Here is an 18,281-nt window from a genome sequence, read left to right as displayed (position 1 = left end):
AATGATTATCATGAAAAATATATTATTCGTCCCATTTTTAATTATAACTGTTCTTTCGTGTTCGGCAAAAAAAGCAGAAAAAGAGCCCGAAACATTGCCAAAAGATATTGCTTTAAAACCAGAAAATAATTTTAACCAGCAGATTGAGCGCGAAAAATTGTCGGGTTTGATTAAGGAAATAGATTCTCTCGTGGCCACTGAAAATTGCAGCGACCCAAGTGAGTGGCGATCTTCACCGATTGGAGCAAAACCATGTGGCGGCCCGAGTTCTTACATCGCTTATCCCATAAAAATGGAAGACGAAATCTTAGCAAAAATAAAAACGTTTACAACAATGCAGGCAGACTTTAACAAAAAGTATCAGCTGATGTCGGATTGTGCTGTTGTACCACCTCCAGCCGGAATTACGTGTGAAGATGGCAAAGCAGTTCTCGTAAAAAGTTCTTTTGGCGAAGCAGATGTACAATAAGAAAAAGACACTATTTACTTAAAAGATTTATAGAGAATCTTTATACCAGGAAGAATATTTTACATAATTATTGGCAATGCGATTCACCTCACCTTCCAGTAATTCTGCAGATATATCTTTTATTTTGCGCGCTGGAGTTCCCGCCCAAACTTCGCCAGATTTAATATGTGTTCCCTGAATTACCACAGAACCTGCGCCCACAATAGAGTTGCTTTCAACCAAGCAATCATCCATCACAATTGCGCCCATTCCTATTAAAACATTATCATGAATTGTGCAACCATGAACGATTGCGTTATGACCAATGGATACATTATCACCTATATTTAAAGGAAATTTCTCATAGGTACAATGTAGCATTACGTTGTCCTGGACATTTACTTTATTACCCATTTTAATATAGTTTACATCGCCCCGAATTACCGCGTTGTACCAAATGCTGCACTGCGTTCCCATGCTTACATCACCGATTATTGTGGCGGTTTCAGCGAGAAAAGTGTCAGTTCCGATGCGAGGAGTTTTACCTAAAAGTTCTTTTATAATTGCCATACTATTTTTTTAAGCAGATAAGATAGTGGATAAAAAAGCGATTTAACTTCTTCTACAATTTTTTAAATTAAATCCTTCGTCACCACGTTTTAAAATCATTCTTATTTTTCTGATTAAACCCATTGACAGGGTCTAAAACATCAACAATGAAATCTAATTTCTTATCCGTATTTTTGTACTCAAATTTAGGAAAATAAAATGAGACAAATCATTATAGAACCCACTGAGAATCCCAAAGTAATGAAGTTTGTAGCAGACTACAATCTTATTCCGGGTTCTTTGGAACTCGACCGGAATTCTGACCTTAAAGAAATCCCCTTAGCCCAAGCGCTTTTTAAATACCCTTTTGTAGAAAGAGTTTTTATTACCGCCAATTTTATTGCTGTTGCGAAACAGGATGGCGTAGATTGGGAAAATGTGGTTGAACCTTTAAAAGGAATTATAGCAACCGAATTGGATTCTAATCCACGGATTTATCTGCAGAAGCAAAAAGAGGAGTATATGATTTACGCCGAAATGACTCCTAATCCAATGGTTATGAAATTCGTTTCGAGTACCGCATTAATGGATGGTTTTATCGAAGTGAAATCAAGACAAGAAGCGGATGAAGTTCCTTTGGCTAAAGCCATTTTCGAGGAATATGATTTTGCTAAAGAAGTATTTATTTCTGATAATTTCGTAGCGGTTACAAAAAACGTTTCGGTAGAATGGCACGAAGTAATGATTACAATGCGGGCATTTGTATCTGATTATCTTCAAAATGGTGGTGCGATTTCTAATCTTACTCCGCAGAAGCATGAAAGTCCGGCTGCGGGCATTATGAATAGAGAATATACGGAAGACGAACAGAAGATTTCTGATATTTTGAATGAATATGTTGCTCCAGCTGTAGAAGGTGATGGCGGAAAAATTTCTTTAATGGAATACGATGCCGAAACTAAAACCGCAAAAATGTTAATGCAAGGTGCCTGTTCTGGGTGCCCAAGTTCTACTGCAACTTTAAAAGGTGGCATTGAAAATATCCTGAAACAGTTTGTACCTGAATTGGTAGAGCACGTGGAAGCGGTGAACGGTTGATAGTTGATAGTTGATAGTTGATAGTTGAAGATATTACGATCATTAATATTTGCTGTCATTTTAAAAATATATTATTGTTGCGGCCCGACTTGAACGGAGCTCTTTTTATAAATACCGCGATAGCGGGAATTATAAAAAAGCGGGAGTGGAAGGCGGAAATAGGCGCCCAAATAAAAAATACATGTCAAAAAAAGGAATTTTATTAGTTAATCTTGGATCACCACGATCGACCAAGACTAAAGATGTAAGGGAGTATCTGGATGAGTTTTTAATGGATGAAAAAGTGATCGATTATCGCTGGTTTTTCAGATCCTTGCTCGTGCAGGGAATTATTTTAAATACCCGCCCAAAAAAATCTGCTGAAGCCTACAAAACGGTTTGGACCGATGAAGGTTCACCTCTGATTTTCATCACGGAAAGGATCAAAAAGAAACTCGAAAAAATCGTAGATGTTCCCGTAGAAATCGGAATGCGTTACGCTAAACCAAGCATCGAAACTGGAATCCGAAAGTTGACTGAGCAAGGCGTGACCGAAATTGTTCTTTTCCCACTCTATCCGCAGTATGCGATGAGTACGACGGAAACTGTGATTGAAAAAGCAGAAGAGGTGCGCAAGAAACATTTCCCCGACATTAAAATCAATTATATTCAGCCGTTTTATAATCGTGAAATTTACATCGATTGTTTAGCAGAAAGTATCCGGGAGAAATTGCCGGCAACATTTGATGCATTGCAGTTTTCTTATCATGGCGTTCCGGAAAGACATATTTACAAAACCGATCCTACAAATACCTGTAATTTAAACGATTGCTGTTCCCGGGATGAAAATCCGAGTCATCAGTTTTGCTACAGACATCAGTGTTTTAAGGTGACGGAAGAGGTGATCAAGAAATTAAATTTACCGAAAGAAAAAGTGATGGTTACTTTCCAGTCCCGTTTAGGAAACGACAAATGGATGGAGCCTTACACGGACGAAACTTTGGAAAACTTAGGTAAGAAAGGAATTAAAAATCTGGCGATTGTTTGTCCGGCTTTTGTGTCTGACTGTTTGGAAACTTTGGAAGAAATTTCAGTTGAAGGTAAAGAACAGTTTATGCATGGCGGCGGCGAAGTTTACAATTATATACCGTGTTTGAATGACGAAGACCGCTGGATTGAGGTGGTGAAAACTTTGTGCGAGGAAAAATTGCACGAGTTTTATCTGGTGTAAAATATAGCGACCTTCAGGAAATCTTGAAGGTCTTTTTTTATGAATAGTTTTTCATAACTTTAATTATATGAATGTTACAGTTGAACAACTTACCGAAAAACTGAAAATACTTCCTGAAAATTTTTTGGAAAGAATTTGGGGTTATATTGATGGGTTATCAGAAGAAATTGACCCTGAAATTCCGGAGTGGCAGAAAAATGAAGTGAGAGATAGTATTGCAGAATATAAAAAGAACCCTGATTCTGCGCACGATCTTGAAGACGTCATTAGGGAAATTGAAGAGGAATTATAATGAAAGTTTTACTTTCTGACAGAGCAACACCTCAATTGAAAGAATCAGTCCATTTTTATAAAAAAAGGAAGACAGGTTTGGGGAAAAATTAATGAAGTCAGTTACTAGTAAGTTAAAGTTTGTTGCTTCAAATCCTTTGTCAAGTGAAATTAAATACGACGAAGTTCACGTAACGTATTTAAAACATTTCCCTTTTGCCATTCACTATTTTTATATAAAAGAGCAATCAGCAATTTTTTTTTCGCAATTTTTCATACATCGCAAAAATCCTGACAAACTGGGATAAGCCTAAAAATCTATCGCACCGGCGTTCTAAATTCCCCATAACCTAGCAATCCATCGTAATTTCTACCGAAAGGTTGGTAATATAAAAATGCTTGATACAGGTTTTCGGTCTGCCAGAAATTACCGTTAATTTCACCAAGATTTAAACTTCCATCCGGATTTTTTGTCGCTAAAATATAGTTGTAGAAGCCTTGCTTTAAATATATTTTAGCCAAATATTTTCTAGCAGTTTCATCATAAAACATTTGATTTTCTTTACTTGGAGTAAAGTCATTAAAACCACCCAACACAAAAATTTCTTTATCAGTTTTATCGGAATCCAAAGCGAAATAAACCCAAGAGTAATCGGCTTCTCTTTCTGCATTTCTTTCAATTCCCAAGTCATTTCTGCGGAAATAGAAGGCGCCGTTCACATCTGGTTGATATTGATAATTCAGCGGAAACGCCCACACAGGATGAAGATACGTGTAATTAATACCGTCAATGCTCTCGGTTTGCGCCACCATATCAAAAGGCTGACTCATATTTTTATTATCAAAATAGTAAAACTCATTATTTCCTGGAAATGCGAGATTCATTTGTTGAAAAAGAACTTTATTACCCAACGTCGAACTTGGTTTCTGATTAAAAATTGCTGTCTTCCAGTTGTTATTTTGAATTACATTTAAACTTAGAGAATTTAAATTTGAAGTCATTGAAGAATTGCTTCCAATCGCCTGCACTTCGACGCGCTGGTTAAGTTGTTTATTCCGCGAATCTAAAGTTCTAGAAATATTAAGTGCAAGATTTGCCCCATCTTCTACGACGCTAAATCTTTTGGTGAACAAAGGCTTTTCAGGTGAATCGTAATAAACAATTAGTTCAAAATTTCCCGAAATTTTCGGTTGAATTTTATCGTTGGGGAAGGTTAAAGTATAATTCGTATAAGGTTGTAACGTATTGAAAGAGTACTGCAATTGATCAATTAAACCATTTAAACTTCCATTCGCATATTCAGTAAAAAACAAACCGTCATCCTGCCAGTTTCGATCTAAATGTTTAATGGTATATCTGTAAACTGTGCTGGAGTTCGATAAATCATCAAAGCGAAGAATTAACTTTTCATTAAAACCAATAACCGCAGTTTCATCATTGGTCTGGGGATTAAATAACTGTACGCTGCGGATATCCTGCGCATAGAAAAAAGAACTGGATAAGAGTAATAAAAACTGCAAATATTTCATCGATACGAAGATACAGAATTTTGATTTGGAGAAAAATAGTGATTTACTGAAATGAACACCGCATGATATTCTGATAACAGAATAAATTTAAAGTTATTGTTTCTCACCAAAATTTTATAATTAAAAATTTGAAATTATCTTTGTAGAAAATCACCACAATGTTGCATATTCAATCTTTTGTTTTCAATCCGTTTTCCGAAAATACCTACGTTATTTATAATGAAAAAAAAGAGGCTTTCATTATCGATCCGGGAAATTTTACGGATAAAGAAACTGATGTTTTACATCAATTTATTTCGGACAACCACCTAGAAATTCAAAATATTCTTTTAACTCATGCTCATATCGATCATGTATTGGGTTTGCAAAAAGTTTATGATTATTATAAAGTCCCTGTTTTAATGCATGAGATCGAACAGGAAATGCTAGACAGAAATCCCATGGATGCTAACCGATTTGGATTTTTCTTTAAACCTTTTGAAGGAGAAATTTCCTATTTGAAAGAAAATGAAGTGCTCAGTTTAGGAAATGACCATTTTAAAATTCTGCATGTTCCAGGGCATTCTCCAGGAAGTGTTACATTTTTTAACGAGGAACAAAAATTTATGATTTCGGGCGATGTTCTTTTTGAAGGAAGCATTGGTAGAACTGATCTTTACAAAGGAAATCCAGATCAATTATTAAAAAGCATCACTGAAAAACTTTTTGTGCTTGATGACGAAACGCAAGTTTTTAATGGACACGGAAATCCCACCACCATCGGATTTGAAAAAAATTACAATCCATTTTTCAAATAAAAAAGACAAGAGTGTAATTTCTTGCCTTTGATCTTTACTGAAAGCTCTTTAAAAATAAAAATCTATTTCCATTTGATATTACAGCCCATACTTGGTTTCTGAAAATCTTCCTGAGGCGCTCCGGCCAAAAGATTTTCGAACGCGATGACTAAATCTTCGCCCGTAATTTCCTTTTGATTTCCAGGTCGAGAATCATCCATTTGACCACGATAAACGAGATCAAGTTTTTCATCAAAAAAGAAAAAATCCGGTGTACAAGCTGCATCGTAAGCTTTTGCAATAGCCTGACTTTCATCGTATAGGTAGGGAAAATCGAATTTTCTTTCTATTTGAAATTCAATCATTTTATCGGGCGAATCCGCCGGATATTTGTCTACATTATTTGAATTAATAGCGATAAATTCTATACCCTGTTCCTGATAATCTTCATAAAGTTCTGCTAATTTATCAATGATATGAAGCACAAAAGGACAATGATTGCAAATGAAAAACACAAGCGTTCCTTTCTCGCCCTTTAAATCATCGAGTGACTGAACCTCGTTGCTTTGGGAGGGATTTGGAAGTTCAAAAAAAGGAGCTTTTGTCCCCAATTCGAGCATGTTTGAATGTGTATCTGACATTGTATTATTTTTTGATATTTAAAGTCTGAAGCAAAGATAAGGATTCCGCGATGGAATTTTGAAAATTTACCCAATTGATGTTTTCCTCTTTCCGATACCAAGTCAATTGTCTTTTTGCAAATCTGCGCGAATTTTTTTTGATTTCTTCAACGGCAAAATCTAAAGTCCAGGTTCCATCGAAATATTTAAAAAGCTCAGAACAACCTACGGTTTGTAAGGCGGTATTATTTTTAAAGTGAATAAGTGATTGTACTTCATTTAGCAAACCATTTTCCAGCATTTTGTCAACGCGTTGATTGATACGTTCATAAATAATTTCGCGCGGCGCCTGAATGCCAATCCGGATCACTTCGAAATCACGATCATTCATTTTTGAGGAAATATTCTCTGTGTATGTTTTTCCGGTTTGCCAAATAATATCAATCGCACGAAATAATCTGCGCGGATTTTCAGTGTCTACCTTACTAAAATATTCCGGATCTAATTTCTGAAGTATATTTTGTAATTTCTCAATTCCGTCTATTTCTAAAATATGCTCTAGTTTCCGCTGATTTTCTTCATTCGCTTCGGGCAAATCGTGAAGTCCTTCGATGATTGCTTTTTCGTACATCATACTTCCACCGACTAAAATTACGATTTCATGAATTAAGAAAAGTTGACGGAGTTTTTTTAAAGCATCTTTTTCAAATTGACCAATGGAATAATAATCCTGAACGGAAAGATTTCCTATAAAATGATGCGGAACTTCTGCCAATTCTTCTAAAGATGGCGTGGCCGTTCCGATTTTCATTTCCTTAAAAAACTGGCGGGAATCACAGGAAATAATTTCGGTGTCGAAACGTTTTGCCAGTTCAATGGCGAGTTTTGTTTTGCCGATTCCGGTTGTTCCAACAATAGAGATCAATTTTTTCACCTTGCAAATTTCCTGATTTTTTTTGAATAAAAGTATTTGAAAAAATTTCGGAGAAAAAATACCTTAAATTCTATCCCCGATCGCAGTGGAAATCCTTTTTTGCGGCGGCTTTGCCGCCGCAAAAAAGATTGAAACGAAGAGCGGGATTATAACGTCGAACGACAAATTAATCTTCTTGCTTCATAAAAAAACCGTTCTCTTAAAAACGGTTCTTACTATTTGTTTAGCTGATGATTTCGGCTTCTATCACTCGATCGTCTGGCGTTCGGGAAGCTTCCCAAGCGATAAACTTTTCTGCTTCTTTAACCAATAACGGAATCGCAAATGTGAGAATTGCCAGGTCATCAAGAATTCCGATTCCCGGAATCCAATCTGGAATAATGTCAATTGGTGAGATCAGATAAATTAGGGCTAAGCCAGGTAAAATAACATCTTTTACGTGTGGTTTATAACCTCCTTTTTTTGTTGCTGATTTGATCATTCTCACAATTACTGGAATTTTAGAGATAAATCCTTTGTGCTTAAATGCTTCCTTGGCCAACTGAATTTTTGATACTTTCATCTTTGTTTTGGTATTTTGAACGCTAAGTATTTCGCAAATACTATACCATGATTTCGTAAATTTTCGTTAAAATTATTTCGTCACATTATCAATAAATGCGTTTGTTGACTTGGAATTCCAATCTTTACTGCCGTCTTCTTTCAAAAGAATTCGTCCGTTTTTATCGAGGAGAAAAGTGGTCGGGAAAACCTTGGGTAAAACATGCTTCGTAATTGGACTTTCTGCAATGTAAACGGGAGCTGTATAATTATTTTTCTTCATAAACGCCACGACATCTTCTTCTTTGTCCTGCATGGCAATGAGCACGAAATCAATTTTATCTTTTCTGGCTTGATAGAGTTTTTCGATGGTTGGCCACTCTTCCCGGCACGGCGGACACCACGTTCCCCAAAAATTCAGGAAAACCAATTTGTCACCTTTTAAAGTTTTAAGATTGATATCCGGAACATTAATCCCTCTCAATTGAATATCATAATCTTCATCATTCAACGTAATTGCATTTTCTATTGCTGCAACCGGAAAAAAGAGATCTTTTAATTTCAGTTTTACGGAAGGAAAAATATAGAGAATTGCCACGAAAATCATGGCCAATATAAAAAAAGCGTTTTTCTTTAGAAATCCCATTAATTATAAGTTTATAAAAAATTAAAGCAACGTAATAATTTCTTCGATGGCATCTTTACCTTTGTTTTTTGCGTAATAAACCTGCAAGTCATTGTAAAAATCTTCTCTCAAATAAGTGTCCGGATTTTCTTTGAATTTTTTTAACAAGTCATTTCCATATTGTGGGCGCGGACCCCAATCTGCTTTTACAGAAAAATCTTCCTCCAGAACGATCACTTTCGGAATGGACTGCGTTCCATTGGTCAGAAACTGATCGATGAGTGAATGATCCTGATCCCGCAAAAAAACGCGAACCTGGTTTCCTGCGGCTTCAAAGAATTTAGAAACTGCTGGTACCGTAGCGCTGGCATCACCACACCAAGGTTCAGAAATTATTAAAATCTTACCTGTGAAATCTTTTGCCTTTGCTTTTGCAAGCTGCTCAGCATCAACTTTAAATGTTTTAAGTGTTCTATTTAATCGCTGCAGACCCAATTCATAATATTCTTGATATTCATCATTCTTATCTCGATTGTTGGTCGCTCGTTCTTCCGCAACTTGCATATATCCCTCAAAAGTCAAGGCGTTCTCCCAATAGTTTTTAGTCTTTTCTTTTATATCAATGTTTTGATCTTCTACAATTGTTGATTTCATTCTTTTTTATTTTATTCAAATTTCCGTAAAATTATATTATTGAACAGTGATATTTATCACACAGCATATTTCCGAAGTTTATTAATCAGAAATAAATCAGCCAAAACAAAAGCGGCTAAATTTTCCACGATCGGAACGGCACGTGGCAAAACGCAAGGATCGTGTCTGCCTTTTCCTTCGACAATGATTGGATTTCCATCCGTATCAAAGCTTTCTTGTGGACGTAATATTGTGGCTACTGGTTTAAACGCGACACGAAAATAAATATCCATTCCATTAGAAATTCCACCTTGGATTCCACCGGAGAGATTTGATTTTGTTGTAAAATCGGCATTGAATAAATCATTATGATCTTTTCCCGTCATTTTTGCTCCGCAAAACCCACTTCCATATTCAAAACCTTTACAAGCATTAATGTTCAGCATTGCCTTTGCCAATTCGGCCTGAAGCTTTCCAAACACAGGTTCTCCAATTCCTATCGGCAAATTTTTGATGACGCAAGTAATTGTTCCACCAATTGTATTTCCTTCCTTTTTTATTTCTTTAATTTTGGTAATCATTCGTTCGGCAGTAGGCGTATCCGGACATCTCACTTCATTCGAATCGATCTTAGAAAAATCTAAATCCTGATAAGGCTTTTCGCAAAAAATATCTCCTACAGAGGAAACATAAGCTGAAATCTCAACATCTTGCGGCAAAAGTTGGCGCGCCATGCTTCCGGCGACTACCCAATTTACAGTTTCCCGCGCCGACGATTTTCCACCACCACGGTAATCCCTTACGCCGAATTTCTGATCATAGGTAAAGTCAGCGTGACTTGGTCGTACTGATTTTGAGATATGATCGTAATCTTTTGATTTTTGATTTTCATTTTCGATTAAAAAACCGATCGGCGTTCCAGTTGTTTTTCCCTCAAAAATACCGGAGAGAAATTTTACCGTGTCACTTTCTTTTCTTTGGGTAACAATGGAACTTTGACCAGGTTTGCGACGATCTAATTGATGTTGCACCTTCTCTAAATCTATTTCTAAACCTGCAGGAAAATTAGTTAAAATTCCACCATATGCAGGTCCGTGACTTTCCCCAAATGTAGAAAGCGTGAGAAAATTTCCTAAATTGAACATGATACAAAGTTAATGAGATAATTTGGAATTTTGCGGGTTGACTTATCGATTAATTGAGGCAATCATAAGGTTTTGTGGTGATAGTCACTTCAATTCTGGAAGTCTTTTAAGATTACAGTAAGTTTTTTCTTTTCCTCGATTGTCATTTCTCGCCAGATAAATCCTTCTTGTAAAGTTTTCCCTTTTAATTGCGGAAAAATACCGGCTTCTAAATCCTCATAAATATAATGTGGCGAAATCGTAGGAATCGGAGTTTCAAAATTATAAATATATCCATCAACAACATTGAATTTCAGATTACCCACTTGGTGCGTCTTATATTTTTTCAAAGCAAAATAAGATGGTTTATAAAACTGGCTCGCATTAAAACCAGTAATATAATTTCCAAGTTTAAAACTCGGTAAAAACGTTGTAACTGCTGACGGAAATGATAAAAATCCAGCAAAGAAAATAGCAAGCACACCAAAAATTATTACTGAAAGTTTCTTAGAAAAAACTCCTATAAATAATACAAAGAATATCACAAAAAAGACTTCGGCGAAAAACCGATATTGTGCTGAAAATAAAAAAACCACAATACTTTTAATGATTATAGAAATAAATAACGACCATATTAATTTAGATTTTTTGAAAATAGTATAAATAAAGAAAACCATTAAAATAAGAATGAAAAAGATATTGATTATACCTTTTATTCCGTCGAGCATAAGCCAATTCTTAAAATAATCCCAACTAGAGAACTGCAGAATTTCTGCATAATTATACTGCGTGTCAAATGTTTTTACAATTGCAATCTCAGACGAGTTTTTTAATAAATCGAGATTAGGCTTCCAAGAGAATCCAAAATCTAGAAACTGTACGGGAAAAATCGGAAATCCAAATGTCCATATATTTTTAAACAAAAATTGAATCATGACTAAAATTCCAAAAAAAAGTGATTTTAGATTACCTCTTAAGATGATAAAACTATAAAAAAAAGTAAACATTGGTAACCATATAACGGTAGGTTTAATTGCAAACACGAAAATTGAAAATGAAATTAAAAAAGCTGAATTTTTATTGGACGTAAAAATTTCATTTAATATAATTAAAGAGAATACTATTACGGGCAAGTCTGGGCTTGGGGATTGCGACAGCACAAATAATACCGGTAGGAAAAATAAATGGATCCAGGATTTTTTTTCTAGAATATAAATAAGATAAACGATTAATACCAAAACATTAATCCTTAAAAATGAATCTGCAAAATGCGAAAATCCAGCCTGAAAAATATGCCACAGCGACATCTGACCAAGCATTAAATCCAGATTTGAAATGCCTTTAACCAAACCGACTTCAGAAAGCCATTTGATGGTGGGAACATAATAACCAAAATGATCCAGAATAAACGGATAATACGATCCAACAAAGACAATGATCAGCGTTACAAATAACAATACAAACGTGTTTTTGGAAATGAATTCCCAAAACTGAAGATAAATTTTAAAGTAGAAAAAAAGTAGAATGCCGAAAATTAAGGTGACAATTTCTACGTAAATACTCAATGGAAAAAAGAAGGCAAAAACCGTCCATATGATGGTGCAAAAAAAAATACCGTTTAAGATTGTAAGTGCTAATCCAAAATTTGGAGTAGTAAAAAGTTTTGCTGACAAAGCACCTATTCCCGCGAGAGTAGGCAATAGCATTATCAACATAAATAGAATATAAAGCATAAAAAAAGATTGCTTAAAAATAAGCAATCTTTTATATATTAATGTATAATTATTACTTCGGTTGTACCCGACCGTCTTTTCGATCTTGCGCTCTACCGATTGTATAACCAGTTGCGCCACCTGCAACACCACCAATTACGGCACCTAATCCACGATTTTTCTTACTGATAATGGCTCCAGCCGCCGCACCACCAACAGTACCGATAATTGTACCTTTTGCAGCTTTACTCATTCCCTGTTTCTGCGTGGTTCCTTGAGAGTAACCGTCGTTTGAAGCGTTTCCTGAAGAGGAAGCCGATTGTCTCGGGGTATTATTTACATAAACAGTTTTGGTTTCTCTAATCACTTGAGGTTTTGGAGCAGCAGCTCTCGCTTTCTGCACTTCCGCAATACTGTCTTCTTTTTTCTGTGTTTCATAGGCCATTTTTTCTTTTTCAATGGCTAACTTTTGTTTTTCAATTTCAAGTTGTCTTGCCTGAAACTCCATTTTTTGTTGATCTAGAGATTTCTCGGCGACTGTGTTATCTTTTGTACAAGCTGCTAACATCAGAACTGATAAGGTACTTGTTAAAAATAAATTCTTAAATATTGATCTTCTATTTGTAGGTGTGATATTCTGTGTTTTCATAATGTACTTTTTAAATAAGTTATTTTTACATTCTATATTACGTAGAGCCAAAAACGACACCAATCGTATGTTAACAGACTGTTAATTTATCTAATATTTATTAAAATTGAGCATCCATCGATTAATTCCGACTTTTATTTCGATCACAAAAAACTAGGGTCTTCTGTAGATTTCCACCGTATCTATTTTCAACTTTGCTTTCAACCAATCTGATAAAGTAGCTTGACGATCTTTTGATAGTTCATTTTCACTCTGATAAAGGGCAATAGGAATAATTTGTGAAGAATCTTTTTTAATGAAAACTTCCTGTTTTGCTAATGATATGGAGGTAAGTTCGGGAAAAATCGCTTTCGTCTCATTAAACAAATTATCAGTTTTGAAAGAATACCGTTCTACGGAGGCGTTTAAATCTGCGATAACTTTAGAAAAATTGTTATCGATTTCATTATTTGCAATTTTTTTCGTGGATGCGTCAGCAAGAAAAGCGCTGTCCTGACGGATAATCAAACGGGTATTTGGCAAACCCAGCGCAGCTAACTTCTTGTTCTCATCAGCAATTTCCTTTGCTGTAAATTTTCTATTGAGAAAAGCCAGCTCTATCGTTCTCTGTGCGGTTGCCGAATATCGTGTTTTCTGATATACAATGGTATTGTTTTTTGTTTCAAATTCTTTTTGCACATATTCCGTAACCTTTTCTTTGAAACGCTGCTCCTGAATGAATTTGTAGGCAAAAAATAAACTTGGTACAATCATTAAGACTGTAATTGCCGTTATCCAGTTACGCACCTTTTTTTCCCGTTTGGCATCTACAAATCCTACAGAAGGATATTTTAAATATTTTGCAATCAGATAAGTGGCAATACAAATGAAGACACAATTAATCGTATACAAAAAAAGTGCACCACCAAAAAATGAAAAATTCCCTGTAGCCAAACCATAACCAGCAGTGCAGAGCGGCGGCATCAATGCAGTTGCGATCGCTACACCCGGAATTGGATTTCCCTTTTCAACTCTTGTAACTGCAATTACACCTACCAGTCCCCCAAAAAAAGCAATGAGAACATCATAAATATTAGGAGCAGTTCGGGCTAAAATTTCTGATTGGGCTTCCTTAAACGGCGTTAGAAAGAAATAAAGCGAAGAAAATAAGAGACCTACTAAGGTGGAGACTAAAAGATTTTTCAGCGATTTCCGGAGCAACTTGAAATCAAACATAGCTAATGCGAAACCTGCGCCTACAATTGGGGCCATCAAGGGTGAAATTAACATGGCACCAATAACCACCGCTGTAGAATTTACATTAAGCCCAACGGACGCGATCACAATAGCACACGCTAAAACCCAAACATTTGAACCTGAAAAAACAATGCTGCTTTGTACATTTGCAAGGACTTTTTCTTTCTGCTCTTCTCCGTCTTGGAGATTAAAATAATTATTCATGAAATAAAATTACGACGAGAACAAATGTAGAAAATAAAAAGATGGTTATGAAAAGCATATTTTCCTTCCTTCTACCTTTTAAAATTCTCCTAAAAAATAAAAAACCCTATAAATCTTAAAAGATGAATAGGGTTTTATGAGGTTCCTAGCGGATTCGAACCGCTGTAGATGGTGTTGCAGACCACTGCCTAACCACTCGGCCAAAGAACCATTTGGGTTTGCAAATATAGAAAATTTTCTAAAGTCGGCGAAATTAAATATCAAATTAATTACAAACCGCTTACCGATAGAACGATTTGCGCCTCTGTGTTGATGATAACCGTCATCACCTCGCCATTCATCAAAATTGATTCCGGTTTGAGCTGAAACACTTTTCCCCTCATTTTCAATCCTTTGTAATATTCTTTATTGAATACGTCTTCAATACTTTTCCGCGCATTATCTTCGATATCCGCTGTTGGAATGCCATATTCATTTTCGATTAAACTTACTATTTTGCCTTTGAACAGAAGGGCAGCTGCCTTATGCAAAATATTCTTTGTGTTTAATTTGTAAGTTGTTTCAGAAAGTGTAATTTTTCTCTTCTCAGAATTATATATCGGAATTCCAGAAATAAATGAGATTCCTTCCAAAGCGCCACTGGTATGTATTTCTAAAGTCAAGCGATTTTGCTCGCCATAAATTTTTACATCGTCAATTATAATTTTTGATTTGCCTTCGCGAAAATCAAATTCTTTACCCAAAAACATTTTTTCCGCAATGTCGCTGGCTTCTGTTAAAGGAATATTCGCCGTAGTTTGCAACACAAATTTCTGAGGTAAAGTTTGTACATTTTTAAAATCAGGAACACTCCTAACTGCGGGAGATGCTGCTGGTTTTGATCCCGTAAAAGTTTCAGAATAAGTATCAATTCCCAGATTGAAATCAATCCTATTCCCATAAAAAACGAGCGGAGAAATATTGATGTTTACCGGATTAATTTTCAACCAGGTGTTATACTCTTCTGAAATATTAAAAGGATGTGAAAACTGATTCCAGGCCAGTACGGCGTATTGCTGGAAATTTAGCTGTGTCAACATCATTTCATCTATCGTTTTCGAGAATTCAGCTTGCTGTTTTTGCAAACTTGATTCGACAAATGAAGTAATCGGAACTTTAATCTTTCCATAATCCAGCACAGGTTTCGTCACCCATTTAAAACCAAGCGGTGTTGTTTTCGTCACTATAGCCCAATTATTTTGAAAATTAATCTGCGTACTGAAATACATTACCGTTTCGAAAGTAGTATTCTGATAATTATAGAGGCCAAAATTTCCGATGCCTTTTTCTGCCCAGATTTTCAATGGAACTTCGATGAGGAGATTTTGTTTTGTGCCACCGATTAGCCGAATTGGTCTCGTTTTCCAAACTTTCACCTTAAACTGGTCATTATTATTGTCCGTAAAAGAATCATCCTGAAAAAGTGGAGTAGGCGTCGCGGAGTTCACCATCTTTGATATTTCAGAAAGAGGAATCTGTACAGGAAGAGTGACTGAAGACTTTATTTTCGGGAAATTAAGGGACAAAGGTGTTGTTTCGGAGATTACTTGCTGAGCTCCAACACTGTAGCTCGCAAGAAAAAAAATTAGAAGTAAGAAAAGCCGCATAAGATTTTATTATTAAACGCAAATTTGCATAAAATTTGGATAGTGTGAAATAATTATTTACTTCCGGCAACTTAATATCAATATGAATGATAGTCAGAATTTAACGGAAATTTAAAACGATTTTATTACCTTACTTCCTATGAAAAAATTTGAAATTTCTGTACTGGACCTCGCACCAGTAAAACAGAATAAAACAATACACGATACTTTTAATGACAGCTTAGAATTAGCGCAAAAGGTTGAAGATTTAAATTATAAGCGGTTTTGGCTTGCCGAACATCATAATATGGCCAGTATTGCAAGCTCCGCAACGTCCGTCCTTATTGGATTTATTGCAAATGGAACTAAAAAAATCAGAGTTGGATCAGGCGGCGTAATGTTGCCCAATCACAGTTCTCTGGTTATCGCAGAACAATTTGGAACGCTCGAAAGTCTGTTCCCAAAACGAATCGATCTGGGAGTCGGGCGCGCACCAGGAACTGATGGCTTGACGGCTAAAGCATTGGGTAGAAATCCCAATAACATCAACCAATATTTTCCTCAACAGATTCTGGAACTGCAACGGTATTTTTCCATCGAAAATTCTGAAAGTTTGGTCAGAGCAATTCCCGGAGAAGGTTGCGATATTCCCATTTACATCTTAGGATCAAGTACAGACAGTGCGTGGCTGGCTGCAGAAATGGGTCTGCCTTACGCATTCGCTGGACATTTTGCACCGGATATGATGGAAACCGCTTTTGAAATTTACAGAGGAAATTATCAACCCAGTGAGAGCTTTCCCAAACCGTATTTAATTGCATGCGTTAATGGAATTGCAGCGGAAACCGATCAAGAAGCAAAAAAACTATCCACGACTTTGTATCAAGCTTTTATTAATATTATCAGGAATGACAGAAAGCCTTATTCGCCACCTGTAGCAGATATTGATGATGTTTGGAATCCGATGGAGAAAGCCCATGTTCTGCGGATGTTACGTTACAGCTTTATAGGAAGTGCCGAAAAAATAAAAAACGAAATGCAACAGTTTCAGAATATGTTTGGTGTAGATGAAATGATGATTACGTCTCATATTTACGAACAGGAAGCACGTATTAATTCTTATAAAATTTTCCGAAGCGTGGTTGACGATTTAAGTTTATCTATTTGACGTTCTTAATGAAAGTTTGACTGCTTAATAATTCTTAATTTGAGAAATTTTCGAATATGGTGTTCAGGAAAACAAGACCTATTTTCGAATTGTCGGTTGCACGAAAACTCAGTATCTTTGCAAAAATCTAAAAGTAAAATGTCAGACATTCAATTAAATACGATTGCTGAAGCGATTGAAGATCTAAAAAACGGTAAAATAATCATTGTTGTTGATGATGAAAACAGAGAAAATGAAGGAGATTTTCTTTCAGCGGCTGAATTGACGACCCCTGAAATTATCAATTTTATGACGATTCACGGTCGTGGCCTTATCTGTACACCCCTGCCAGAAAAGAGATGTGATGAATTGGGTCTTGATATTATGGTGACACGCAGCAGTGACCCCAAAGAAACTGCTTTTACAGTTTCCGTTGATTTATTGGGAGAAGGTGTTTCTACAGGAATTTCTGCGAGTGACCGAAGCAAAACAATTTTAGCTTTGATGGATCCAAAAACCAAACCTGCAGATTTTATGCGTCCGGGACATATTTTTCCTTTACGAGCAAAAAAAGGCGGTGTGCTAAAAAGAGCTGGCCACACAGAAGCTGCCATCGATTTAACAAAATTAGCTGGCCTGCAAGAAGGTGGTGTTATCTGCGAAATTATGAATGATGACGGGTCGATGGCAAGACTTCCGGAGTTGTATACGCTCGCTAAAAAACACGATTTAAAACTGGTTTCCATAGAAGATTTAATTGAATACCAATTAAGAAAAGGTGATTTAATCGCACGTTTAGAAGAAAGAAAAGTGAAAACTTTTTATGGAGAATTCGATTTTTTCGCTTTTAAAGAAACGAGTACCGACCAGATTCACTTTGCATTAACAAAAGGAAAATGGGCTGAAAACGAGCCAATTCTTGTACGTGTTCAGGCTTCTAATTCCTATTTTGATGTTTTAAGCCGCTTGACAACAGGTGAAAAACCCTTGTTAGAAAAAGTAACTTCGATGATTAATGAAGAAGGAAAAGGCGCAATCATATTTATTAATAACGTTTCTAATTCTGAAAACACGATGCGCAAATTGCAGCAGTTTTTAGATTTCCAGGATGGTCAGGAAAAGCGAGCTACGCTGGCTTCTAATTTCCACGATTATGGGATTGGAACACAGATATTAAAAAACTTAGGCATCAATAAATTCCGAGTTATTTCCCAGAACGTGAATCAGAAACCTTTGGTTGGTGGTTACGACGTGGAAGTGACGGAAATGGTGGAATTATAAAGAGCCAAGGAAAAAGGTAAAGGTGCCAAGTGGAAAGTTACTAGATTTTTAATTTTGAGTTACGAATTTT

The 18,281-nt window shown here is 35.9% G+C and carries 19 protein-coding genes and 1 tRNA gene; 7 read left to right on the top strand and 13 right to left on the bottom strand.

All coding sequences use genetic code 11. From position 1 onward, the window contains the following. The first annotated feature begins 10 nt into the window (after positions 1-10). Positions 11-469, top strand: coding sequence for a hypothetical protein (locus LC814_RS10795; RefSeq protein ID WP_226063933.1), 459 nt, complete (start codon positions 11-13; stop codon positions 467-469). Between the two features lie 27 nt (positions 470-496). Here the strand turns inward: LC814_RS10795 and LC814_RS10790 are convergent, their stop codons facing one another. After that, the gene (locus tag LC814_RS10790; RefSeq protein WP_226063932.1) at positions 497-1,018 is read right to left on the bottom strand and encodes a gamma carbonic anhydrase family protein; all 522 of its coding nucleotides are present in this window, start codon (positions 1,016-1,018) and stop codon (positions 497-499) included. A 198-nt stretch (positions 1,019-1,216) separates the two neighbouring features. Here LC814_RS10790 and LC814_RS10785 point away from each other — a divergent pair, with 198 nt between their 5' ends. From LC814_RS10785 to LC814_RS10775, 3 genes are all read left to right on the top strand, one after another. Continuing rightward, positions 1,217-2,095 (top strand): NifU family protein, encoded by an 879-nt coding sequence (locus tag LC814_RS10785; protein ID WP_226063931.1) that lies wholly within the window; start codon positions 1,217-1,219, stop codon positions 2,093-2,095. A gap of 181 nt (positions 2,096-2,276) precedes the next feature. Beyond that, entirely contained in the window at positions 2,277-3,305 is a 1,029-nt protein-coding gene (hemH, locus tag LC814_RS10780) for a ferrochelatase (protein ID WP_226063930.1), read from the top strand. 67 nt (positions 3,306-3,372) lie between these two features. Continuing rightward, on the top strand, positions 3,373-3,597 hold the full coding sequence (locus LC814_RS10775; RefSeq protein ID WP_226063929.1) for an addiction module protein: 225 nt from the start codon (positions 3,373-3,375) through the stop codon (positions 3,595-3,597). Positions 3,598-3,893: 296 nt separating this feature from the next. Here LC814_RS10775 and LC814_RS10770 read toward each other — a convergent pair whose 3' ends face one another. After that, entirely contained in the window at positions 3,894-5,105 is a 1,212-nt protein-coding gene (locus LC814_RS10770; RefSeq protein WP_226063928.1) for a type IX secretion system plug protein, read from the bottom strand. Positions 5,106-5,263: 158 nt separating this feature from the next. Here LC814_RS10770 and LC814_RS10765 point away from each other — a divergent pair, with 158 nt between their 5' ends. Then, positions 5,264-5,902, top strand: coding sequence for an MBL fold metallo-hydrolase (locus LC814_RS10765; RefSeq protein ID WP_226063927.1), 639 nt, complete (start codon positions 5,264-5,266; stop codon positions 5,900-5,902). A gap of 62 nt (positions 5,903-5,964) precedes the next feature. On the opposite strand, the gene LC814_RS10760 is transcribed toward LC814_RS10765, so the two are convergent. From LC814_RS10760 to LC814_RS10710, 11 genes are all read right to left on the bottom strand, one after another. Then, positions 5,965-6,522 carry a thioredoxin family protein gene (locus tag LC814_RS10760; protein ID WP_226063926.1) on the bottom strand — a complete coding sequence of 186 codons (558 nt, stop codon included), beginning with the start codon at positions 6,520-6,522 and terminating at the stop codon, positions 5,965-5,967. A gap of 4 nt (positions 6,523-6,526) precedes the next feature. Continuing rightward, complete coding sequence (miaA, locus tag LC814_RS10755; RefSeq protein ID WP_226063925.1) at positions 6,527-7,435, bottom strand: tRNA (adenosine(37)-N6)-dimethylallyltransferase MiaA; 909 nt, start codon at positions 7,433-7,435, stop codon at positions 6,527-6,529. Positions 7,436-7,658: 223 nt separating this feature from the next. Continuing rightward, positions 7,659-7,997, bottom strand: coding sequence for a YkvA family protein (locus tag LC814_RS10750; RefSeq protein WP_226063924.1), 339 nt, complete (start codon positions 7,995-7,997; stop codon positions 7,659-7,661). Positions 7,998-8,069: 72 nt separating this feature from the next. Then, positions 8,070-8,621: a TlpA family protein disulfide reductase gene (locus LC814_RS10745; protein ID WP_226063923.1), complete on the bottom strand. Its 552-nt coding sequence runs from the start codon at positions 8,619-8,621 to the stop codon at positions 8,070-8,072. Positions 8,622-8,642: 21 nt separating this feature from the next. Continuing rightward, positions 8,643-9,254, bottom strand: coding sequence for a thioredoxin family protein (locus LC814_RS10740; protein ID WP_226063922.1), 612 nt, complete (start codon positions 9,252-9,254; stop codon positions 8,643-8,645). Positions 9,255-9,310: 56 nt separating this feature from the next. Next, positions 9,311-10,378, bottom strand: coding sequence for a chorismate synthase (gene aroC / locus LC814_RS10735; RefSeq protein ID WP_226063921.1), 1,068 nt, complete (start codon positions 10,376-10,378; stop codon positions 9,311-9,313). An 89-nt stretch (positions 10,379-10,467) separates the two neighbouring features. After that, the gene (locus tag LC814_RS10730; protein WP_375373396.1) at positions 10,468-12,090 is read right to left on the bottom strand and encodes an LIC_10190 family membrane protein; all 1,623 of its coding nucleotides are present in this window, start codon (positions 12,088-12,090) and stop codon (positions 10,468-10,470) included. 52 nt (positions 12,091-12,142) lie between these two features. After that, positions 12,143-12,718 (bottom strand): YMGG-like glycine zipper-containing protein, encoded by a 576-nt coding sequence (locus tag LC814_RS10725; RefSeq protein WP_226063919.1) that lies wholly within the window; start codon positions 12,716-12,718, stop codon positions 12,143-12,145. Positions 12,719-12,871: 153 nt separating this feature from the next. After that, positions 12,872-14,158: a DUF389 domain-containing protein gene (locus tag LC814_RS10720; protein WP_226063918.1), complete on the bottom strand. Its 1,287-nt coding sequence runs from the start codon at positions 14,156-14,158 to the stop codon at positions 12,872-12,874. A 139-nt stretch (positions 14,159-14,297) separates the two neighbouring features. Beyond that, positions 14,298-14,368 (bottom strand) — tRNA-Cys (locus tag LC814_RS10715). A gap of 59 nt (positions 14,369-14,427) precedes the next feature. Then, on the bottom strand, positions 14,428-15,804 hold the full coding sequence (locus LC814_RS10710; protein ID WP_226063917.1) for a DUF4403 family protein: 1,377 nt from the start codon (positions 15,802-15,804) through the stop codon (positions 14,428-14,430). 139 nt (positions 15,805-15,943) lie between these two features. Between LC814_RS10710 and LC814_RS10705 the strand changes: the two genes are divergently transcribed. Both LC814_RS10705 and ribB read left to right on the top strand, forming a co-directional pair. Further along, positions 15,944-16,951 carry an LLM class flavin-dependent oxidoreductase gene (locus tag LC814_RS10705; RefSeq protein ID WP_226063916.1) on the top strand — a complete coding sequence of 336 codons (1,008 nt, stop codon included), beginning with the start codon at positions 15,944-15,946 and terminating at the stop codon, positions 16,949-16,951. A gap of 138 nt (positions 16,952-17,089) precedes the next feature. After that, positions 17,090-18,211 carry a 3,4-dihydroxy-2-butanone-4-phosphate synthase gene (ribB, locus tag LC814_RS10700; RefSeq protein ID WP_226063915.1) on the top strand — a complete coding sequence of 374 codons (1,122 nt, stop codon included), beginning with the start codon at positions 17,090-17,092 and terminating at the stop codon, positions 18,209-18,211. The last annotated feature ends 70 nt before the right edge of the window (positions 18,212-18,281 follow it).

Source organism: Kaistella polysaccharea (genome assembly GCF_020410745.1).
GTDB lineage: Bacteria > Bacteroidota > Bacteroidia > Flavobacteriales > Weeksellaceae > Kaistella > Kaistella polysaccharea.
This window is presented reverse-complemented; position numbering and strand designations above follow the sequence as displayed.

Coding starts and splice junctions, on each gene's coding strand:
- LC814_RS10795 (WP_226063933.1), top strand. CDS start 11: ATGAAAAATATATTATTCGTCCCATTTTTAATTATAACTGTTCTTTCG.
- LC814_RS10790 (WP_226063932.1), bottom strand. CDS start 1,018: ATGGCAATTATAAAAGAACTTTTAGGTAAAACTCCTCGCATCGGAACT.
- LC814_RS10785 (WP_226063931.1), top strand. CDS start 1,217: ATGAGACAAATCATTATAGAACCCACTGAGAATCCCAAAGTAATGAAG.
- hemH (WP_226063930.1), top strand. CDS start 2,277: ATGTCAAAAAAAGGAATTTTATTAGTTAATCTTGGATCACCACGATCG.
- LC814_RS10775 (WP_226063929.1), top strand. CDS start 3,373: ATGAATGTTACAGTTGAACAACTTACCGAAAAACTGAAAATACTTCCT.
- LC814_RS10770 (WP_226063928.1), bottom strand. CDS start 5,105: ATGAAATATTTGCAGTTTTTATTACTCTTATCCAGTTCTTTTTTCTAT.
- LC814_RS10765 (WP_226063927.1), top strand. CDS start 5,264: ATGTTGCATATTCAATCTTTTGTTTTCAATCCGTTTTCCGAAAATACC.
- LC814_RS10760 (WP_226063926.1), bottom strand. CDS start 6,522: ATGTCAGATACACATTCAAACATGCTCGAATTGGGGACAAAAGCTCCT.
- LC814_RS10750 (WP_226063924.1), bottom strand. CDS start 7,997: ATGAAAGTATCAAAAATTCAGTTGGCCAAGGAAGCATTTAAGCACAAA.
- LC814_RS10745 (WP_226063923.1), bottom strand. CDS start 8,621: ATGGGATTTCTAAAGAAAAACGCTTTTTTTATATTGGCCATGATTTTC.
- LC814_RS10740 (WP_226063922.1), bottom strand. CDS start 9,254: ATGAAATCAACAATTGTAGAAGATCAAAACATTGATATAAAAGAAAAG.
- aroC (WP_226063921.1), bottom strand. CDS start 10,378: ATGTTCAATTTAGGAAATTTTCTCACGCTTTCTACATTTGGGGAAAGT.
- LC814_RS10730 (WP_375373396.1), bottom strand. CDS start 12,090: ATGCTTTATATTCTATTTATGTTGATAATGCTATTGCCTACTCTCGCG.
- LC814_RS10725 (WP_226063919.1), bottom strand. CDS start 12,718: ATGAAAACACAGAATATCACACCTACAAATAGAAGATCAATATTTAAG.
- LC814_RS10720 (WP_226063918.1), bottom strand. CDS start 14,158: ATGAATAATTATTTTAATCTCCAAGACGGAGAAGAGCAGAAAGAAAAA.
- LC814_RS10710 (WP_226063917.1), bottom strand. CDS start 15,804: ATGCGGCTTTTCTTACTTCTAATTTTTTTTCTTGCGAGCTACAGTGTT.
- LC814_RS10705 (WP_226063916.1), top strand. CDS start 15,944: ATGAAAAAATTTGAAATTTCTGTACTGGACCTCGCACCAGTAAAACAG.
- ribB (WP_226063915.1), top strand. CDS start 17,090: ATGTCAGACATTCAATTAAATACGATTGCTGAAGCGATTGAAGATCTA.